This is a genomic window from uncultured Serinicoccus sp. (genome assembly GCF_947487915.1).
GTDB lineage: Bacteria > Actinomycetota > Actinomycetes > Actinomycetales > Dermatophilaceae > Ornithinicoccus.
Genome location: NZ_CANKYH010000006.1, coordinates 276,363 through 293,128, shown reverse-complemented (window position 1 = coordinate 293,128; position 16,766 = coordinate 276,363). Strand labels below are relative to the sequence as shown.

General features: G+C 73.0%; 15 protein-coding genes and 1 tRNA gene. 14 read left to right on the top strand and 2 right to left on the bottom strand.

Features of this window, described 5'->3' with window-relative positions; translation table 11 throughout:
• Window positions 1-3: 3 nt before the first annotated feature.
• Window positions 4-2,691 carry a penicillin acylase family protein gene (locus tag Q0795_RS09940; protein WP_298889271.1) on the top strand — a complete coding sequence of 896 codons (2,688 nt, stop codon included), beginning with the start codon at window positions 4-6 and terminating at the stop codon, window positions 2,689-2,691.
• Here the strand turns inward: Q0795_RS09940 and Q0795_RS09935 are convergent, their stop codons facing one another.
• Window positions 2,692-3,321, bottom strand: coding sequence for a 5-formyltetrahydrofolate cyclo-ligase (locus Q0795_RS09935; protein WP_298889269.1), 630 nt, complete (start codon window positions 3,319-3,321; stop codon window positions 2,692-2,694).
• Window positions 3,322-3,358: 37 nt separating this feature from the next.
• On the opposite strand from Q0795_RS09935, the gene glp reads away from it, so the two are divergent.
• The 9 genes from glp (at window position 3,359) to Q0795_RS09890 (ending at window position 10,684) form a co-directional block, all read left to right on the top strand.
• On the top strand, window positions 3,359-4,660 hold the full coding sequence (gene glp / locus Q0795_RS09930; RefSeq protein ID WP_298889267.1) for a gephyrin-like molybdotransferase Glp: 1,302 nt from the start codon (window positions 3,359-3,361) through the stop codon (window positions 4,658-4,660).
• On the top strand, window positions 4,653-5,129 hold the full coding sequence (gene moaC, locus Q0795_RS09925; RefSeq protein WP_298889265.1) for a cyclic pyranopterin monophosphate synthase MoaC: 477 nt from the start codon (window positions 4,653-4,655) through the stop codon (window positions 5,127-5,129). Before glp ends, moaC begins: the two co-directional genes overlap by 8 nt.
• On the top strand, window positions 5,126-5,752 hold the full coding sequence (locus Q0795_RS09920) for a GNAT family protein (protein ID WP_298889263.1): 627 nt from the start codon (window positions 5,126-5,128) through the stop codon (window positions 5,750-5,752). Before moaC ends, Q0795_RS09920 begins: the two co-directional genes overlap by 4 nt.
• A 142-nt stretch (window positions 5,753-5,894) precedes the next feature.
• Window positions 5,895-6,926, top strand: coding sequence for a hypothetical protein (locus Q0795_RS09915; RefSeq protein WP_298889261.1), 1,032 nt, complete (start codon window positions 5,895-5,897; stop codon window positions 6,924-6,926).
• Between the two features lie 61 nt (window positions 6,927-6,987).
• Window positions 6,988-7,060 (top strand) — tRNA-Ala (locus tag Q0795_RS09910).
• Between the two features lie 141 nt (window positions 7,061-7,201).
• Window positions 7,202-8,206 carry an ornithine carbamoyltransferase gene (gene argF, locus Q0795_RS09905; protein WP_298889259.1) on the top strand — a complete coding sequence of 335 codons (1,005 nt, stop codon included), beginning with the start codon at window positions 7,202-7,204 and terminating at the stop codon, window positions 8,204-8,206.
• On the top strand, window positions 8,203-8,724 hold the full coding sequence (locus Q0795_RS09900) for a PH domain-containing protein (protein WP_298889257.1): 522 nt from the start codon (window positions 8,203-8,205) through the stop codon (window positions 8,722-8,724). The genes argF and Q0795_RS09900 overlap by 4 nt, the downstream gene beginning before the upstream one ends.
• Window positions 8,725-8,804: 80 nt before the next feature.
• Window positions 8,805-10,325: a PH domain-containing protein gene (locus Q0795_RS09895; RefSeq protein WP_298889255.1), complete on the top strand. Its 1,521-nt coding sequence runs from the start codon at window positions 8,805-8,807 to the stop codon at window positions 10,323-10,325.
• Between the two features lie 8 nt (window positions 10,326-10,333).
• Complete coding sequence (locus tag Q0795_RS09890; protein WP_298889254.1) at window positions 10,334-10,684, top strand: tetratricopeptide repeat protein; 351 nt, start codon at window positions 10,334-10,336, stop codon at window positions 10,682-10,684.
• A gap of 57 nt (window positions 10,685-10,741) precedes the next feature.
• On the opposite strand, the gene Q0795_RS09885 is transcribed toward Q0795_RS09890, so the two are convergent.
• Window positions 10,742-12,352, bottom strand: a complete 1,611-nt coding sequence (locus tag Q0795_RS09885; protein ID WP_298889253.1) for a phospholipid carrier-dependent glycosyltransferase — start codon at window positions 12,350-12,352, stop codon at window positions 10,742-10,744.
• Window positions 12,353-12,448: 96 nt separating this feature from the next.
• Here Q0795_RS09885 and Q0795_RS09880 point away from each other — a divergent pair, with 96 nt between their 5' ends.
• The 4 genes from Q0795_RS09880 to rsmI are packed head-to-tail and all read left to right on the top strand — an operon-like array spanning window position 12,449 to window position 16,729.
• On the top strand, window positions 12,449-13,150 hold the full coding sequence (locus Q0795_RS09880; RefSeq protein WP_298889251.1) for a succinate dehydrogenase cytochrome b subunit: 702 nt from the start codon (window positions 12,449-12,451) through the stop codon (window positions 13,148-13,150).
• Between the two features lie 8 nt (window positions 13,151-13,158).
• Complete coding sequence (locus tag Q0795_RS09875; RefSeq protein WP_298889248.1) at window positions 13,159-15,147, top strand: fumarate reductase/succinate dehydrogenase flavoprotein subunit; 1,989 nt, start codon at window positions 13,159-13,161, stop codon at window positions 15,145-15,147.
• A complete protein-coding gene (locus tag Q0795_RS09870) occupies window positions 15,144-15,890 on the top strand; it encodes a succinate dehydrogenase/fumarate reductase iron-sulfur subunit (protein WP_298889246.1) in 747 nt (248 codons plus the stop codon). The genes Q0795_RS09875 and Q0795_RS09870 overlap by 4 nt, the downstream gene beginning before the upstream one ends.
• A gap of 5 nt (window positions 15,891-15,895) precedes the next feature.
• On the top strand, window positions 15,896-16,729 hold the full coding sequence (gene rsmI / locus Q0795_RS09865; RefSeq protein ID WP_298889245.1) for a 16S rRNA (cytidine(1402)-2'-O)-methyltransferase: 834 nt from the start codon (window positions 15,896-15,898) through the stop codon (window positions 16,727-16,729).
• Window positions 16,730-16,766: the final 37 nt, after the last annotated feature.

Below are 16,766 nucleotides of genomic sequence, written 5' to 3'. Positions count from 1 at the left end.
GCCGTGTCCCGTCCCCTCTGGCAGCGTCTGGCCGTGCCGATCGCCGCGATCCTCGTGGTGGTGGTGGTGGCCACCGCCGTCATCGCGGTCGGTCTGACCCGGCGCGGTTTTCCGCAGGTCTCCGGTGAGCAGGAGCTGGCCGGCCTCGGCGCCGAGGTGGAGGTGGTGCGGGACGACCTGGGGGTGGCGCACATCTACGCCGACACCGCCGAGGACCTCTTCCGGGCGCAGGGCTTCGTGGCCGCCCAGGACCGCTTCTTCCAGATGGACCTGCGGCGGCACATCGTCAGCGGCCGGCTCAGCGAGCTGGTGGGCGAGGGAGGTCTGGAGACGGACCGGGTCATCCGCACCCTGGGCTGGCGTCGGGTCGCCGAGCAGGAGCTGTCGCTGCTGTCGCCGGAGGCACGTACCTACCTCGCCGCCTACGCCGCCGGGGTCAACGCCTACATCGACAGCCGCAGCGGCCCCTCCGCCCTGGGGATCGAGTACGTCCTGCTCTCCTCCGGCGCCCCGGGCTACACGGTGCGACCGTGGGACGAGGTGGACTCGCTCGCCTGGCTGAAGGCCATGGCCTGGGACCTGCGCGGCAACTACGCCGACGAGATCGCGCGCGGTCGCCTCGTCGGGCAGGTGTCGCTGGACCAGCTCGAGACCCTCTACCCCGACTACCCCTTCGACCAGCACCCGCCCATCCTGGACCGCAGCGAGTGGAGGCCGCCGCAGACCTTGCCCACGGGGGTCACCGACAGCCGGAGCGGGACCAAGGGCACGATGCTCGCGCCGGTGCCGGGGCAGTCGGACGCCGCCGACCTCGTGGGTCGCGGCGACCCGGTGGCCCCGGACGGCCCGATCTCGGACGAGACGCGCCAGTGGCTCGCCGGGCCGGCGCAGCAGGACGCCTTCGCGGACACCGCGTCCGCTCTCGCCGCGGTGCCCGAGCTCATGGGCTCCGGCGAGGGCATCGGCTCCAACTCCTGGGTCGTCTCCGGGGACCACACCGAGACGGGTATGCCGTTGCTCGCCAACGACCCGCACCTCGCGATCTCCCAGCCCGGGATCTGGATGCAGAGCGGTCTGCACTGTCGTGAGCTGAGCGAGGAGTGCCCCTTCGACGTCACCGGCTTCACCTTCGCCGGCCTGCCGGGGGTGGTCATCGGCCACAACCGTTCCATCGCCTGGGGCTTCACCAACCTCGACCCCGACGTCACCGACTTCTACCTCGAGGACACCGTGGACGACACGGTGCTGCGCGACGAGGACTACGTCCCCATGGACGTGCGCACCGAGACGATCCGGGTGGCCGGCGGCGACGACGTCGAGCTCACCGTGCGGGAGACCTCGAACGGCCCGATCGTCTCCGACGTGCTCGAGGACGTCGGCCGGATGGGTGACAACGGACCGCTCGACGGCGTCGCGACCTCCCGGGACTTCGAGGTGGCGCTGCGCTGGACCGGCCTGGAGCCGGCCCGCACCGCGGAGGCCGTCTTCGCCCTCAACGCGGCCGGCGACTGGGACGAGTTCCGCTCTGCGGCGCAGCTCTTCGCCGTGCCCTCCCAGAACCTCCTCTACGCCGACACCGAGGGCAACATCGGCTACCAGGCCCCGGGCCTGGTCCCGGTCCGCCGCAGCGCGACCTACTCCACCCCGCCCGGCTACTACCCGGCCCCCGGCTGGGACGACCAGTACGCCTGGCGCGGGTGGGTCGACTTCGACGACCTGCCGACGGCCTACAACCCCGAGGACGGCATCGTCGTCGCGGCCAACCAGGCGGTCGTGCGGGGGTCCACTCCCTTCCTCACGACGGAGTACGACAAGGGCTACCGCTCCAGCCGCATCCTGGAGCTGCTGCGCTCACGGCTGGAGCAGAGGCCGCTCACGGGTGCCGACATGAGCGAGATCCAGCTCGACGACGTCAGCACCTTCGCGCTCGACATGGTGCCCTACCTCACCGAGGTCGATCTCGAGGGCGACTTCTACACCGCGCCCCAGGACCTGCTGCGCGACTGGGACGGCAGCTCCCCGGCCGACGGCGACCAGACCGCTGCCGCGGCCTACTTCTACGCCGTCTACGACAACCTGCTCGAGGCGGTCTTCGACGACGAGCTGCCGCCGGACCTCGGCGCGACCGGAAACTCCCGCTCCATGCAGATCGTGGTCGACCTCATGGCCTCCCCCGAGAGCGTGTGGTGGGACGACCAGCGCACCCCTGGCGTCATCGAGTCGCGCGACGAGGTGCTGCGCACCGCTCTGGTGGACGCGCGGCTCGACCTCACCCGGCAGATCTCCAAGGACCCCGCGGACTGGAGCTGGGGGCAGCTGCACCGCGCCCACCTGCGCCACCAGGTGCTGGGCGAGGAGGGCGTGCCCGGGGTGGTGCAGGACCTGGTCAACCGCGGCCCCTTCCCGGTGCCGGGCAGCAGCGCCATGGTCAACGCCATGAACTGGGACGCCAGCACCGGCAGCTTCGACGTCACCTCGGCCCCGTCCATGCGCATGGTCGTCGACCTCGCCGACCTCGACGCCTCCACCTGGGTCAACCAGACGGGCACCTCGGGCCACCCCTTCCACGCCAACTACGACGACCAGACGCGGGCCTGGATCGAGGGCGACACCTACCCGTGGGCGTTCAGCCGGGACGCGGTGGACGAGGCCGGGAGCCAGACGCTCACCCTGGTACCCGCCGAGGGCTGATCAGGCCAGCGGCAGGCGACGCACGCCCGTCGCGGGTCGCAGCACCGCGTCGACGACCGCGTCGTGACCGGCGGCCGGCACCTGGGGGACGACCTCGTGGTCGTGCAGGACGAGGACGACCAGGGCACCGCCGGAGAGCTCGCGCAGCCGGGGGAGGACGGTGTCGTAGTACCCCCCGCCCTGCCCCAGCCGGACCCCGGCACGGGAGACCGCGAGCCCGGGCACGAACGCCAGGTCGACCTCCTGCAGCACGTCCTCGCCCAGGGGCGCGCGCCCCGGGTCGTCGAGGTCGGCCCAGTCCAGCCGCGGCCGCTCCAGCGTGAGCGGCACCAGCACCCGCACCCCCGCCCGCCGCAGCGCGTCGGTCAGCCCCCGGACCGGTGGCTCGGTGCGCATCGGCTCGTAGGCGGTGACGGTCGCCCCGGCGAGGCCGTCGCGACCGCGCGCGACGGCATACCCCCGCAGGTGCGCCAGCCCCCCCTCCGCGAGCGCCCGTGCCGCGGCGTCGCGCTCCGCCGCGGACCACCCGTCGACGAGCCCGCGGCGGGCCGCCCGCACCGCGGTGCGCCAGGTCGCCTTGTCGGCGGCCACGTCCCCCGTGGGGCGGTAGTCCGGCAGCGCACCACTCATACGGCCCGATTGTGGCCCATGCTCCTAGGGTGGGGCCATGAGATCCGTCGACGAGCACCTGGACGCCGTGCTGGCTCAGATCGAGCCGGTCCCCGCCGTCACCCTGCCGGTCCGCCGCACGCTGGGCCTGGTCACCACGGCGGACGTCCGCAGCCTGACCGACCTGCCGCGCTTCGACAACTCCTCGATGGACGGGTATGCCGTGCGCCGGGCCGACCTCGAGGGCGCCTCCTCCGAGAGCCCGGTCGTGCTGCCGGTCACCGGGGACGTGGCGGCGGGCGACCCGGCACGCCACGAGATGGTGCCCGGTCAGGTGTGGCGCATCATGACCGGCGCCCCGATGCCGGAGGGCGCCGACGCCGTCGTCAAGGTCGAGGACACCGACGGGCACCCCCGGGAGCCGCAGCTGCGGGTGCATCCCGAGGAGGGCGCCCACGTCCGGCGGGCGGGCGAGGACATCCGCACCGGCGACCTCGTGATGCCGGCGGGCAGCCGCATCGGTGCCGGCGAGATCGCGGCGCTGCTCTCGGCAGGGGTGCAGGAGGTGGACGTCGTCGGGCCGGTCCGGGTGGCGATCCTGTCCACCGGGGACGAGCTGGTGCGGCCCGGCGAACCGGTCGGGCCGGGGCAGATCGTCGACTCCAACGGCCCGATGCTGGAGGCTCTCGTGCGCGGGGCCGGGGCGCACGTCGTGCACCTCGGGCACCTCCCGGACGAGGAGGGCGCGACCCGCCGCCAGCTGCACCGCCAGCTCGACCACGCCGACGTCGTCATCACCACCGGCGGGGTGAGCAAGGGCGAGTTCGACATCGTCAAGAAGGTGCTCTCCGGGCAGGGCACGATGGAGTTCGTCGAGGTGGCGATGCAGCCCGGCAAGCCGCAGGGCTTCGGCGTGCTGGGACGGCGCGATGTGCCGGTCTTCACGCTGCCGGGCAACCCGGTGAGCACCCTCGTCAGCTTCGAGGTCTTCGTGCGCCCGGCGCTACAGCGGCGCGCGGGGAGGAACGAGGGGGGCCGGCGGACCACAGGCCTCGCGACGACAGGGTGGCGCAGCTCGCCGGACCGGCAGACGTACACCCGGGTCCGGATCGAGCGCGACCCCACCGGCGCGTATGCCGTGTCCCCGGCGGGTGGCGCCGGCTCGCACCTCGTGGCCGCGCTCGCCCGGGCCGACGCGCTGGCGATCTCCGACCCGGAGGCCAGCGAGGTCACCCCCGGGTCCGAGGTGGAGCTGCTGCTGCTGCGCCCGCGCGCGGAGATCGACGCCCGCCTGCAGGGGGAGCTCGAGCAGGAGGAGGCCGAGCGGGCTGAGAACGACCGGGACGCCGACGATGACTGAACGGCTCACACACCTGCGGGCCGATGGGACGGCGCACATGGTCGACGTCAGCGGCAAGGAGGTCACCGCCCGCACCGCGACCGCGCGGGGACGCGTCGACCTCTCGGGCGAGGCGGTCGCGGCCCTGCGCGGCGGGACGGTGCCCAAGGGCGACGCCCTCGGCGTCGCGCGCGTCGCGGGCATCCAGGCCGCCAAGCGCACGCCCGACCTGGTGCCGCTGTGCCACCCGGTGGCCATCCACGGCGTCACGGTGGACCTCGAGGTCGACGACGGCGGCGTCGAGATCATCGCGACCGTGCGCACCGCGGACCGGACCGGCATCGAGATGGAGGCGCTGACCTGCGTCAGCGTGGCCGCGCTCGCCCTCGTCGACATGGTCAAGGCGGTCGACCGGCTGGCCGTCGTGACCGGCGTCCGGGTCGTCGCCAAGTCCGGCGGACGCTCCGGGGACTGGGTGCGCGAGGAGTGAGCTGGGCGTGGCCGGTGCGGGTGCGCCAGGAGCTCCCGGACGGGCGGCGGCTCACCCTGCGCGGGCTGGTCCGCGCCGACCGGGCGGAGTGGGAGGACCTGCGCCGACGCAACGCCGCCTGGCTGCAGCCCTGGGAGTCGACGGCACCGCAGGACCGCTCCGGCGGCCTGCCCTTCCACCAGATGCGCCGGATCAACGACCGCGGCGCCCGCGACGGGCTGACGCTGCCCTTCGTCATCGACGTGGACGGCCGGATCTTGGGCCAGATGCAGCTCTTCGACGTGCTCTGGGGTGCCCGTCGCTCGGCGTGGGCGGGCTACTGGCTGGACCGGGGTGCCACCGGCCGGGGGGTGGCGACCTGGGCGCTGGCCGCCCTCGTGGACCACGCGCTGCTCGAGGTGGGGCTGCACCGCATCGAGGTCGCCGTCCGCCCCGAGAACTCCGCGTCCCTGGCCGTCGTCGCCCGCCTCGGCATCCCCGAGGAGGGGCGGCAGCGCGGCCTCATGCACGTCGACGGCGGATGGGCCGACCACCGCTCCTTCGCGGTCCTCGTCGAGGACCTGCGCCCCGGCGGGTATGCCCCGGGGGGCCTGGTCGGGCGCCTGAACGGCCGCGCCGGCTGAACACCCCGCCCCGACCGTGTGCGCTCATGGCCCTCGTCGGGCCACGAACGCACACGGCTGCCCCCACAGGTCACAGGAGAAACTCCGGCGACACTCCGGCGACCTCAGGAGATCGTCCCCGCCGGGCGCATACCGTGAGGTCGTGCCCTCGGTCAGCAGTCTCATCTTCGTCGTCATCCTGGCGGTGTGGGCTGTCTACCTGGTCCAGCACTGGGTGCGGCGGCGCGAGCACCTCGCGACCGCCCGTTCGGTCGACCGCTTCTCCGAGGCCATGCGGGTCCTGGAGCGGCGACGCGCGCTGCCCCGCCCCGACGTGGCCGACCAGGCCCCCGCCGCCTACACCGTCTCGCCCCTGCGACCGGCCCGTCCCGAGGTCACGGTCAAGCGGGGCGGCGCGAGCCCGTCGCCCGCCCGCCAGCCCGCGGGCGCGACCGCCGTGGGGCCGACCCCCGCCGTGCGCCGGGCCCGTCGGGCCGCCCGGCTGCGCGCCGTCGCCCTGCTCACCGCCTCGGTCGTCATGGTCGCCCTGGTCTCGCTGGGCGTCAGCCCGGTGCTGGGGTGGTGGTGGAGCTTCGCCGGCGTCGGGGTGCTCGGCGTGACCCTCCTGCTCGTGCGCCGCTCGGCCCGCGCGGGTCGCCAGCGTCGCCGCCCGGCCGTCCCCGGCCGCGGTGCGGTCCCTGCCGGCCGGACCACGGCCGACGACGGCCTCGGGCGCCGTGCCGACAGCCCTCCCGCACGCGCCGGACGCCCGGCCACCCCGGCCGCCGCGGACGCCGGCGCACCGGTCAGCACGACGGCCCAGGCCCAGGACTCCCCGCTCGCGGCGCAGGCGCGAGCCGCCGCCGGGGCGGTGGCCGCCGCTCGTCCGGCCCGCCGGGCGGTGGACCTCGAGCCGGCCCGTCCCGCCCTCTTCGACATCGACGAGGTCGAGGCCGGGCTGGCGCCCGCGCCCACGACCCCGACCGCGGTGGCCGACGAGGCCTCGCCGGCCGACGCCGGCGCAGGCTCGTGGAGCCCGACCCCGGTACCGCCGCCGACCTACACCCTCAAGGCCCGCGCCTACCGCGGTGCCCCCCAGGCCCCCAGCGGGTCCGGCCAGCTCCCGGCGGACGGCACCGAGATGGCGCTGGAGGAGGAGTTCGAGGACCTTCCGCGTGTCGACCGCGTGGGCTGACCGGCGACGCCGGCGGTTTGGGTCGGCGCCGGGCCGGTCTGTATAGTCTGGACACGCACACGGGGCTGTGGCGCAGTTGGTAGCGCGTCTCGTTCGCAATGAGAAGGTCAGGGGTTCGATTCCCCTCAGCTCCACCCGAGTCCGACAGACGGCCCCGCCCACCGGCGGGGCCGTCTCTCGTCCCCCGGGGAACGCGGACCCGCGTCCGGACTACGCTGAGCCCGCACGAGCGCACCCTCGGCACGGTGCGTGCCCGACCCACGAAGGAGCCCGCCATGGCCGTCGACCTGCGGGGACGCAGCCTGCTGTCCCTGGTCGAGGAGACCCCTGAGGAGATCCTCGCGCTGCTGGACCTCGCCGCCGAGCTCAAGGCGGCCAAGCGGGCCCGCACCGAGCAGCGACGCCTGGTCGGCCGCTCCATCGCCCTCGTCTTCGAGAAGACCTCCACCCGCACCCGCAGCGCCTTCGAGGTCGCCGCCGCCGACCAGGGTGCGGCCACGACCTTCCTCGACCCCCGGAGCAGCCAGATCGGGCACAAGGAGTCGATCAAGGACACCGCGCGCGTGCTGGGCCGGATGTACGACGCCATCCAGTACCGCGGGGCCGCCCAGGCGACGGTCGAGCAGTTGCACCGGTATGCCGGGGTGCCGGTCTACAACGGCCTCACCGACGAGTGGCACCCCACGCAGATGCTCGCCGACGCCCTCACGATGCGTGAGCACGTGGCCAAGCCGTGGTCCGAGACGTCCTTCGCCTACCTGGGCGACGCCCGCAACAACACCGGCCACTCGCTGCTGCTCCTCGGGGCCAAGCTGGGGTGCGACGTGCGGATCGGTGCCCCTGCGGGCCTGCAGCCCGCGCCCGAGGTGGTCGCCCTGTGCGAGGAGGTCGCCGGGAGCACCGGGGCCCGGCTGACGGTGACCGAGGACCCCCGCGAGGCGGTCGCCGGGGTGGACGCGGTGCATACCGACGTCTGGGTGTCGATGGGGGAGCCGGCGAGCGCCTGGCAGGAGCGCATCGACCTGCTGCTGCCCTTCCGGGTGGACCGCGCGATGATGGAGGCGACCGGGAACCGGCGGGCGGTCTTCATGCACTGCCTGCCGGCGTTCCACGACACGGACACCGAGGTGGGGGAACAGCTCATGAGCATCCATCCAGAGCTGAAGGATGGGCTGGAGGTCACCGACGAGGTCTTCGAGTCCGGCGCCAGCATCGTCTTCGACCAGGCGGAGAACCGCCTGCACACCATCAAGGCCCTCCTGGTGGCGACGCTCGCATGACCGTCACGCAGCCCTCCTCCGTGCCCGACGCCGCGCCGCTGCACGAGCCGGCGCACCAGGTGAGCCCGCGGGCGGTGCGCTACTGGGCGCTCCAGGGCTTCCTCGGCGCCGTCGTCGTCTGGGCCATCCTGTTCGCGGTCTACTGGTTCGTGCCCGACGGGGTGAAGCAGTGGCTCGGGCCGGTCTTCGTGGCCATCCTCGTCTACACGGTCGTGGAGCAGGCGCTGGAGCCGCTCATCCGCTACCGCCGCACCCGGTGGGAGGTCACCGGGGAGCGGGTCTTCGCCCAGACCGGCTGGCTGTCCCGGGACCAGCGCATCGCACCGCTGTCGCGGGTGCAGACCGTCGACACCGAGCGGGGTCCGCTCATGCGGATCTTCCGGCTGGCCAACGTCACGGTGACCACCGCCTCGGCGGCCGGGCCGATCCGGCTCACCTGCCTGGACACCGACGTCGCCGACCGGGTCACCGCCGAGCTCGCGCGGGTGACCGGGCAGACGCGCGGCGACGCGACGTGACCGCGCTGCCGCCCCCCACGGGCGAGCCCCTCGCCCCGGCCGACCCGGGTACCCCGCCACCGCCACCGGAGGTGGGCGGGGTGCAGGACTGGCAGCGCCTGAGCCCGCGCATGCTGCTCGTGCACCCGGTGCGAGCCATCCGCTCGATGATCGTGCCGCTCGTCCTGGTCGTCTTCGGCACGACCCGTGGCGACGGGAACAGCTTCTGGTTCTGGGCCGCCCCGGTCTTCGCCGTCCTGGCCGTGCTGTTCGGGGTCCTCGCCTGGTTCTTCACCCGCTACCGGTTCACCGAGGAGCAGCTGCAGCTGCGGACCGGGGTGCTGAGCCGCAAGGTGGTGACCGCCCCGCTGGACCGCATCCGCAGCGTCGACCTGGAGTCCACCCCGATCCACCGTGTCCTCGGGCTGACCAAGGCCAAGGTCGGGACCGGGGTCGACGACTCCCAGATCGAGCTCGACGGGCTCACCCGCGACCAGGCCTCCTCGCTGCGGGTCTACCTGCTGCAGCGGTCCGGTGGAGCCGACGTGGACGAGGCCGAGGAGCCGCGCGCGGAGGGCGGGTCCGGGGACGCCGCCGGGGCGGGCGGGCCGCGGCGCGGTGAGGACACCGAGCTGGCCCGGATCGACTGGGGGTGGCTGAGGTATGCGCCGTTCAGCCTGTCCAGCCTCGTCGTGGTCGCCGGCGCCGTCGGTGTGCTCGGCCAGTTCGGGGACGACCTGCCGCTCGACGAGACCGAGGTCGCGCAGGACGCGTGGGGCTGGGTGGCGGCGCAGGCCCTGCTCGTCCTCGTCGCCGGCGCGATCGTCGTGGTGGTCCTCGGGTGGGTGGTCGTGTCCACGGCCTCCTACGTGCTGAGCTGGTGGAACCTGAGTCTCGTGCGCGAGGCCGGGGGCAAGATCCGCACCACGCGGGGCCTGCTCACCACCCGCAGCCAGACCATCGAGGAGGCCAAGATCCGGGGGGTCCGGATGACCGAGCAGTTCCTCCTGCGCTTCGTGCGCGGCGCCGAGCTGACCGCGCTGGCCACCGGGGTCGGCAGCGACGGCACCACCCGGCTCCTGCCACCGGCCCCGCGCCGGGTGGTCCAGGAGGTCGGGCACGCGCTGCTGGAGGAGGACGGACCGCTGACGATGACCCTCACCGGGCACGGTCCGCGGGCCCGCCGCCGCATCCACGTGAGCCGGCAGTGGGGGACCCTCACCCTCGCCGGACTGGCGGCCGTGCCGACCTGGTGGCTGGACGTCGGCTGGTTCGCGACCTGGCCCTGGTGGGTGCCGCTCGCCGTGCTCGTCGGGGTCGGCCTGCTCAACGTCGTCATCGCCGAGAACGCCTGGCGCAACCTCGGGCACGCGCTCACCGACCGGCACCTCGTCGTCCAGACCGGGGCGGTCATCCGCACGAGGGAGGTCTTGGAGCGCGGTGGCGTCATCGGCTGGGTCGTCCACCAGGGGCTGTTCCAGCGGCGGCTCGGGCTGGCCGACCTCACCGCGACCACCGCGGCCGGGCCCGAGCGCGTCGTGGCGCCCAACATCCCCTTGGGGATGGCGCTCGACCTCGCCGACGCCGCCACGCCGGGAATGCTGCAGGGCTGGCGGACGTAGTGCAGGGCATGGGTGACTTCGTGGACCTTCCCGACGACGCGAGGGTGGACGACCACGCCCGCTACGACCGGGCCACCTTCGCCTTCGAGACCAAGGACTACGTCCGCGCCGCCGGCCTCCTGGAGCCGCTCGCGCAGGCCGACCCGGGCAACGCCCAGGTGCGGCTGCTGCTCGCCCGCAGCTACTACCACTCCGCCCGGTTGGGCCGCGCCGAGACCGAGCTGCGCGCCATGGTCGAGCGGTGGCCCAGCGACGCCTACGCCCACCTCGTCCTGGCTCGCACCCTGCAGCGCGCCGGCCGCGCCGAGGAGGGGGCGCCGCACCTCAAGATCGCCGAGGCCATGGGCCTGGAGGCCTGAGCCGAGGGCATACCTCGGGGCGGGGGTCCGACCGCGGTGCTCTCGCGCGCGTCCCGCTCAGGTCCAGAAGTCGAACCACAGCCGCAGGTTCCAGGCCTCGCGCGGGATGGTGATGGCCGTGTAGACCGGCCAGTACCACGCGAAGAACGCGGCGGCCAGGGTGAGGTAGCCGACGACCGCGACGGCACCCCACCGCCGCCGCTGCGCCGGGGCGTCCGCCGGCCCCAGCACCAGCGCCAGACAGGTGACGACGACCAGCACCAGCCACGGGACGAAGGCGACGGCGTAGAAGCTGTAGATCGTCCGCGTCTGGTAGAGGAACCACGGCAGCCAGCCGGCCGCGATGCCGGCCAGGGCGGCCCCGGCCCGCCAGTCCCGGCCCAGCAGCCACAGGAAGAGGACGACCAGCAGCCCGATCGTCGCCCCCCACCAGAGCACGATGTTGCCCAGGGAGGCGATGTACTCCACGCACTCGGCGGCCTCGCAGCCCTGCTCGTCCCGCTCCGGCCACTCGGCGTAGAACAGGGTCGGGCGCCACTGGACCGTCCAGCTCCACGGGTTGGAGCTCCAGGCGTGCTCGTTGGCCAGGTCGATGTGGAAGGTCCACTGCTCGACGTGGTAGGCCCACAGCGAGCGCAGCGGGTCGGGCACCAGCGCCGCGAGAGAGCCGTCCGGGGCGGGGTGGTCGGCCGCCCACTGCCGCTTCCACCCGCCCCGGGTCGCGAACCACCCGGCCCAGCTGGCGACGTACGTCGCCAGCGCCGTGGGCACCATGAGCAGGAACGCCGGTATGCCGTCGCGCACGACCGTGCCGGCGAGCCAGTCGCGCGCGCCGACGGCACGGCGGGCACCGAGGTCCCAGGCCACGGTCATCAGCCCGAACACGGCAAGGAAGTACAGCCCCGACCACTTGGTGCCGATGGCCAGGCCGAGGCTGACCCCGGCCGCCAGCCGCCACCACCGGACGCCCAGCGAGGGGCCCCACCACCGTGCGGCGCGAGCCCACGCCGAGCGGGGGACCGGCACGTCGGGGCCGTGCCGCTCCTGCCACCACGGCCCCCACCGGGCCGCCAGCCGGCGCCGGCCCTGCTCGCGGTCCAGCAGCAGGAGGACGAAGGCGAGCAGGACCCACCACATGAGGAAGAGGTCGAGCAGGCCGATGCGGGAGGAGGCGAAGTGGTGCCCGTCGACCGCCAGCAGCGTGGAGGCGCTGATCGCCAGCACCGCGTTCTTCCAGATGAGCCAGGCGCACAGACCGAGGAGCGCGATGGACAGCGTGCCGATGGTCGCCGCGGACAGCCGCCAGCCGGTCGCGGACCCCGGGCCGGTGACGAGCTCACCGAGGGCGATCATCCACTTGCCCACGGGCGGGTGCACGACGAGGTCGGGCTGGTTGCCGAAGACGTCAGGGTTGCCGGCGTTCCAGAGCTCGTCCGGTTCCTCGAGGCCGGCCTTGGTCTCCCGCTCGTGCCCGAAGCGGACGAGGGACCAGGCCTGCTTGACGTAGTAGGTCTCGTCGAAGACCAGGCGGTCGGGGTGACCGAGCCGCCAGAACCGCAGTGCGCCCCCGATGACGGTCACCACGAGGATGCCGAGCGCGGCGACGCGCCGCTGCCCGGCGAGCTCTGCGGGCGCCGGGCCGAGCAGGCGCGCCCGCAGTGACTCCATACCGGCCATCGTAGGTGCTCACCCCGGCCCCGACCCGGGATCGGCCGGGGCGGGGCCAGCGGGAGACGACGCAGGTCGGGGGCTAGAATCAGGCTTGTGGCCACCTCAACCGCTCCCGCGCCTGCGGCCCGCAAGGGGCCGCCGACCATCCTGCTGAAGACCGTCGTGGCGGCCAGCGGGGTGTTCTTCGTGCTGTTCGTGCTCGTGCACATGTACGGCAACCTGCAGATCCTCATCAGCCCCGAGGCCTTCGACGAGTACGCCCACCACCTGCGGACCTTCGGCGAGCCGATGCTGCCGGAGCGGTCCTTCCTCTGGGTGGCCCGGATCCTGCTCCTCGTCTCCGTCGCCGCGCACGTGTGGGCGTCCATGTCGCTGTGGCGGCGCGCCGGGCAGGCGCGCCGGACCCGCTATGCGGGGAAGAAGAAGACGTCCTACGGGCGGTTCTACGCCAAGGCCATGCGGTGGGGCGGCCTGGCCCTGCTGGCCTTCGTCGTCTTCCACATCCTGCACTTCACCACCCAGACGATCACCGTGGCCGGCGAGTACCCGAGCCCGGCCGAGCGCGTCATCAGCAGCTTCGGTGTCTGGTGGGCCGTGCTCATCTACACCGTCGCGATGATCTTCCTGGGGATGCACCTGCTGCACGGCATCTGGGGCGCGGCCATGACCCTCGGCCTCAACACCTCGTTGCAGCGGGCCGAGCAGATCAGGTTCGTCTCCATCGCCCTGTCGACCATCATCGTCGTCGGCTTCCTCATCCCGCCCTTCGCCATCTTCTCCGGCTTCATCGAGTGAGTGGACCCATGACTGACACTGTGACCCGCGGCAACGACCTCGTCGACGGCATCTACCGCGAGGGTGCCCCCATCACCGACACCAAGGCCCCGACCGGGGACATCGCCGACAAGTGGACCACCCGCAAGTTCGAGGCGGCGCTGGTCAACCCGGCCAACCGGCGCAAGCTGTCGGTGATCATCGTCGGCACCGGACTGGCCGGTGCCTCGGCAGGGGCGACGCTGGGCGAGGCCGGCTACCGGGTGAAGTCCTTCTGCTACCAGGACAGCCCGCGCCGGGCCCACTCGATCGCCGCGCAGGGCGGCATCAACGCCGCCAAGAACTACAAGGGCGACGGCGACTCGGTGCACCGGCTCTTCTACGACACGGTCAAGGGCGGCGACTACCGCTCCCGGGAGACCAACGTCTACCGCCTCGCCGAGGTCAGCGCGGACATCATCGACCAGTGCGTGGCCCAGGGCGTGCCCTTCGCCCGCGAGTACGGCGGCCTGCTGGACAACCGCAGCTTCGGCGGCGTCCAGGTGTCGCGGACCTTCTACGCGCGCGGCCAGACGGGCCAGCAGCTGCTCATCGGGGCCTACCAGGCGCTGGAGCGGCAGATCGCCGCCGGGACGGTCGAGATGTTCGCCCGGCACGAGATGCTCGAGCTGGTCGTCGTGGACGGCAAGGCCCGGGGCATCATCGCCCGCGACATGGTCACCGGTGAGATCGAGACCCACCTGGCGGACGCCGTCGTCCTGGCCTCCGGTGGCTACGGCAACGTGTTCTTCCTCTCCACCAACGCCATGGGGTGCAACGTCACCGCGTCGTGGCGGGCCCACCGCAAGGGTGCCCACTTCGCCAACCCCTGCTACACGCAGATCCACCCCACCTGCATCCCGCAGACCGGTGAGCACCAGTCCAAGCTCACGCTCATGAGCGAGTCGCTGCGCAACGACGGCCGCATCTGGGTGCCCAAGAACGCCGAGGACTGCGACAAGAACCCGCGCGAGATCCCCGAGGAGGACCGCGACTACTACCTGGAGCGGATCTACCCCGGTTTCGGCAACCTCGTGCCCCGCGACATCGCCTCGCGGCAGGCCAAGAACATGTGCGACGAGGGTCGCGGTGTCGGGCCGGCCGTGGACGGCGTCCGACGCGGTGTCTACCTGGACTTCGCCGACGCGATCGAGCGGATGGGCGAGGACGCCGTGCGGTCCAAGTACGGCAACCTCTTCGACATGTACGAGCGGATCGCGGGGGAGAACCCCTACGAGGTGCCGATGCGCATCTACCCGGCCGTGCACTACACGATGGGCGGCCTCTGGGTCGACTACGACCTGCAGTCCTCCATCCCCGGACTCTTCGTCACCGGAGAGGCCAACTTCTCCGACCACGGGGCCAACCGGCTCGGTGCCTCGGCGCTCATGCAAGGCCTCGCGGACGGCTACTTCGTGCTCCCCAACACCATCCGCGACTACCTCGCCCAGGGGCCGTTCACCAAGATCACCGACGACGACCCGGCCGTGGCCGAGGCCGTGCAGGGGGTGCGGGACCGGATCGAGACGTTCTTGTCCATCGACGGCACCCGCAGCGTCGACTCCTACCACAAGGCCCTCGGCAAGATCATGTGGGAGAAGTGCGGCATGGAGCGCACCGAGGAGGGCCTGCGCGAGGCCATCGAGGAGATCCGGGCCCTGCGCGCCGACTTCTGGACCAACGTGCGGGTCCTCGGCTCGGCCGAAGGGCTGAACCAGAGCCTGGAGAAGGCCGGCCGGGTCGCGGACTTCCTGGAGCTGGGCGAGCTCATGTGCATCGACGCCCTGCACCGCAACGAGTCCTGCGGCGGGCACTTCCGCGCCGAGAGCCAGACCGAGGACGGCGAGGCGCTGCGGCACGACGACGAGTACGCCTACGTGGCCGCCTGGGAGTGGGGCGGTGACGGCGAGGCGCCGGTGCTCCACAAGGAGGACCTCGTCTACGACTTCATCGAGCTGAAGCAGAGGAGCTACAAGTGAGGATCGCGCTCAAGATCTGGCGCCAGGACGGGCCTGCCGACGACGGCCGCATGGTCGACTACCAGCTGCCGGACGTCAGCGAGGACAGCTCCTTCCTGGAGATGCTGGACCTGCTCAACGAGCAGCTCATCGAGAAGGGCGAGGAGCCGGTCGCCTTCGACTCCGACTGCCGCGAGGGCATCTGCGGCATGTGCGGCGTGGTCATCAACGGCGAGGCGCACGGCCCCGAGCGGACCACCACCTGCCAGCTGCACATGCGCAGCTTCGCCGACGGCGACGAGATCGTCATCGAGCCCTGGCGCGCCGACCCCTTCCCGGTCATCAAGGACCTGTGCGTGGACCGCACCTCCTTCGACCGCATCATCCAGGCCGGCGGCTTCATCTCCGCCAACACCGGCTCCGCCCCGGACGCCCACGCCACGCCGGTGCCGAAGGAGGACGCCGACCGCGCCTTCATGGCGGCCGAGTGCATCGGCTGCGGCGCCTGCGTCGCGGCCTGCCCCAACGCCTCCGCCATGCTCTTCATGGGCTCCAAGGTCACCCACCTGGGCGAGCTGCCGCAGGGCCAGCCCGAGCGCGAGGCGCGGGTGCTGCAGATGACCGCGCAGCACGACCTCGAGGGCTTCGGCGGGTGCACCAACCTCGGCGAGTGCTCCCGCGCCTGCCCCAAGGGCATCCCGCTCAACGTCATCAGCCAGCTCAACGGCGACTACCGCCGCGCGGGTTACGGCGGGCGCGACTGAGGGGTATGCCTGACGCCGCGCTCGTCCTCGCCGCCACCCCCATCGGCGACAGCCGCGACGCCAGCCCCCGGCTCCTGGCCGAGCTGGCGCACGCGCCGGTGGTCGCGGCGGAGGACACCCGGCGGCTGCGCCGGCTGACCGACCGCCTCGGGATCGCCGTCACGGGCGAGGTCGTCAGCTACCACGAGCACAACGAGGCCTCGAGGACCCCCGACCTGGTCCAGCGCATCGCCGGCGGGGAGCGGGTGCTCCTGGTCACCGACGCCGGTATGCCCTCGGTCTCCGACCCCGGCTACCGGCTCGTCCAGGCCTGCGTGGCCGCCGACCTGCCGGTGACCTGCGTTCCCGGCCCGTCGGCGGTGCTGATGGCGCTCGCGGTCAGCGGCCTGCCGGTGGACCGCTTCTGCTTCGAGGGCTTCCTGCCGCGCAAGCCCGGCGAGCGCGAGCGCACCCTCGCCGGGCTCGCCGACGAGCCGCGCACCATGGTCTTCTTCGAGGCGCCGCACCGCCTGGCGGCCACCCTGGCCTCGATGGCCGCGACCCTGGGGGAGGGACGAGCGGCCGCGGTCTGCCGCGAGCTGACCAAGACCTACGAGGAGGTGCGCCGCGGCGGGCTGGGCGAGCTGGCCACCTGGGCCCAGGGCGGGGTCAAGGGAGAGATCACCGTCGTCGTCGCCGGCGCCACCGCCGCCTCGCAGGTGGACTCAGCTGACGTCATACCCGAGATCCTGGGGCGGGTGGCCGCGGGCGAGCGGCTCAAGGACGTCACCAAGGATGTCGCGCGCGCCACCGGGCTGTCGGCCAAGGAGCTGTACGACGAGGCGGTCCGCTCCCGCTGACCGACCGCCGCGGCAACCCTGTCGACCCCGGCGAGGA

Bases quoted from the DNA above. Each gene is read 5' to 3' on its own strand.
- argF (WP_298889259.1), top strand. From the start codon at position 7,202: ATGGCCGTCGACCTGCGGGGACGCAGCCTGCTGTCCCTGGTCGAGGAG.
- moaC (WP_298889265.1), top strand. From the start codon at position 4,653: ATGACTGAACGGCTCACACACCTGCGGGCCGATGGGACGGCGCACATG.
- Q0795_RS09875 (WP_298889248.1), top strand. From the start codon at position 13,159: ATGACTGACACTGTGACCCGCGGCAACGACCTCGTCGACGGCATCTAC.
- rsmI (WP_298889245.1), top strand. From the start codon at position 15,896: ATGCCTGACGCCGCGCTCGTCCTCGCCGCCACCCCCATCGGCGACAGC.
- Q0795_RS09890 (WP_298889254.1), top strand. From the start codon at position 10,334: ATGGGTGACTTCGTGGACCTTCCCGACGACGCGAGGGTGGACGACCAC.
- Q0795_RS09935 (WP_298889269.1), bottom strand. From the start codon at position 3,321: ATGAGTGGTGCGCTGCCGGACTACCGCCCCACGGGGGACGTGGCCGCC.
- Q0795_RS09885 (WP_298889253.1), bottom strand. From the start codon at position 12,352: ATGGAGTCACTGCGGGCGCGCCTGCTCGGCCCGGCGCCCGCAGAGCTC.
- glp (WP_298889267.1), top strand. From the start codon at position 3,359: ATGAGATCCGTCGACGAGCACCTGGACGCCGTGCTGGCTCAGATCGAG.
- Q0795_RS09900 (WP_298889257.1), top strand. From the start codon at position 8,203: ATGACCGTCACGCAGCCCTCCTCCGTGCCCGACGCCGCGCCGCTGCAC.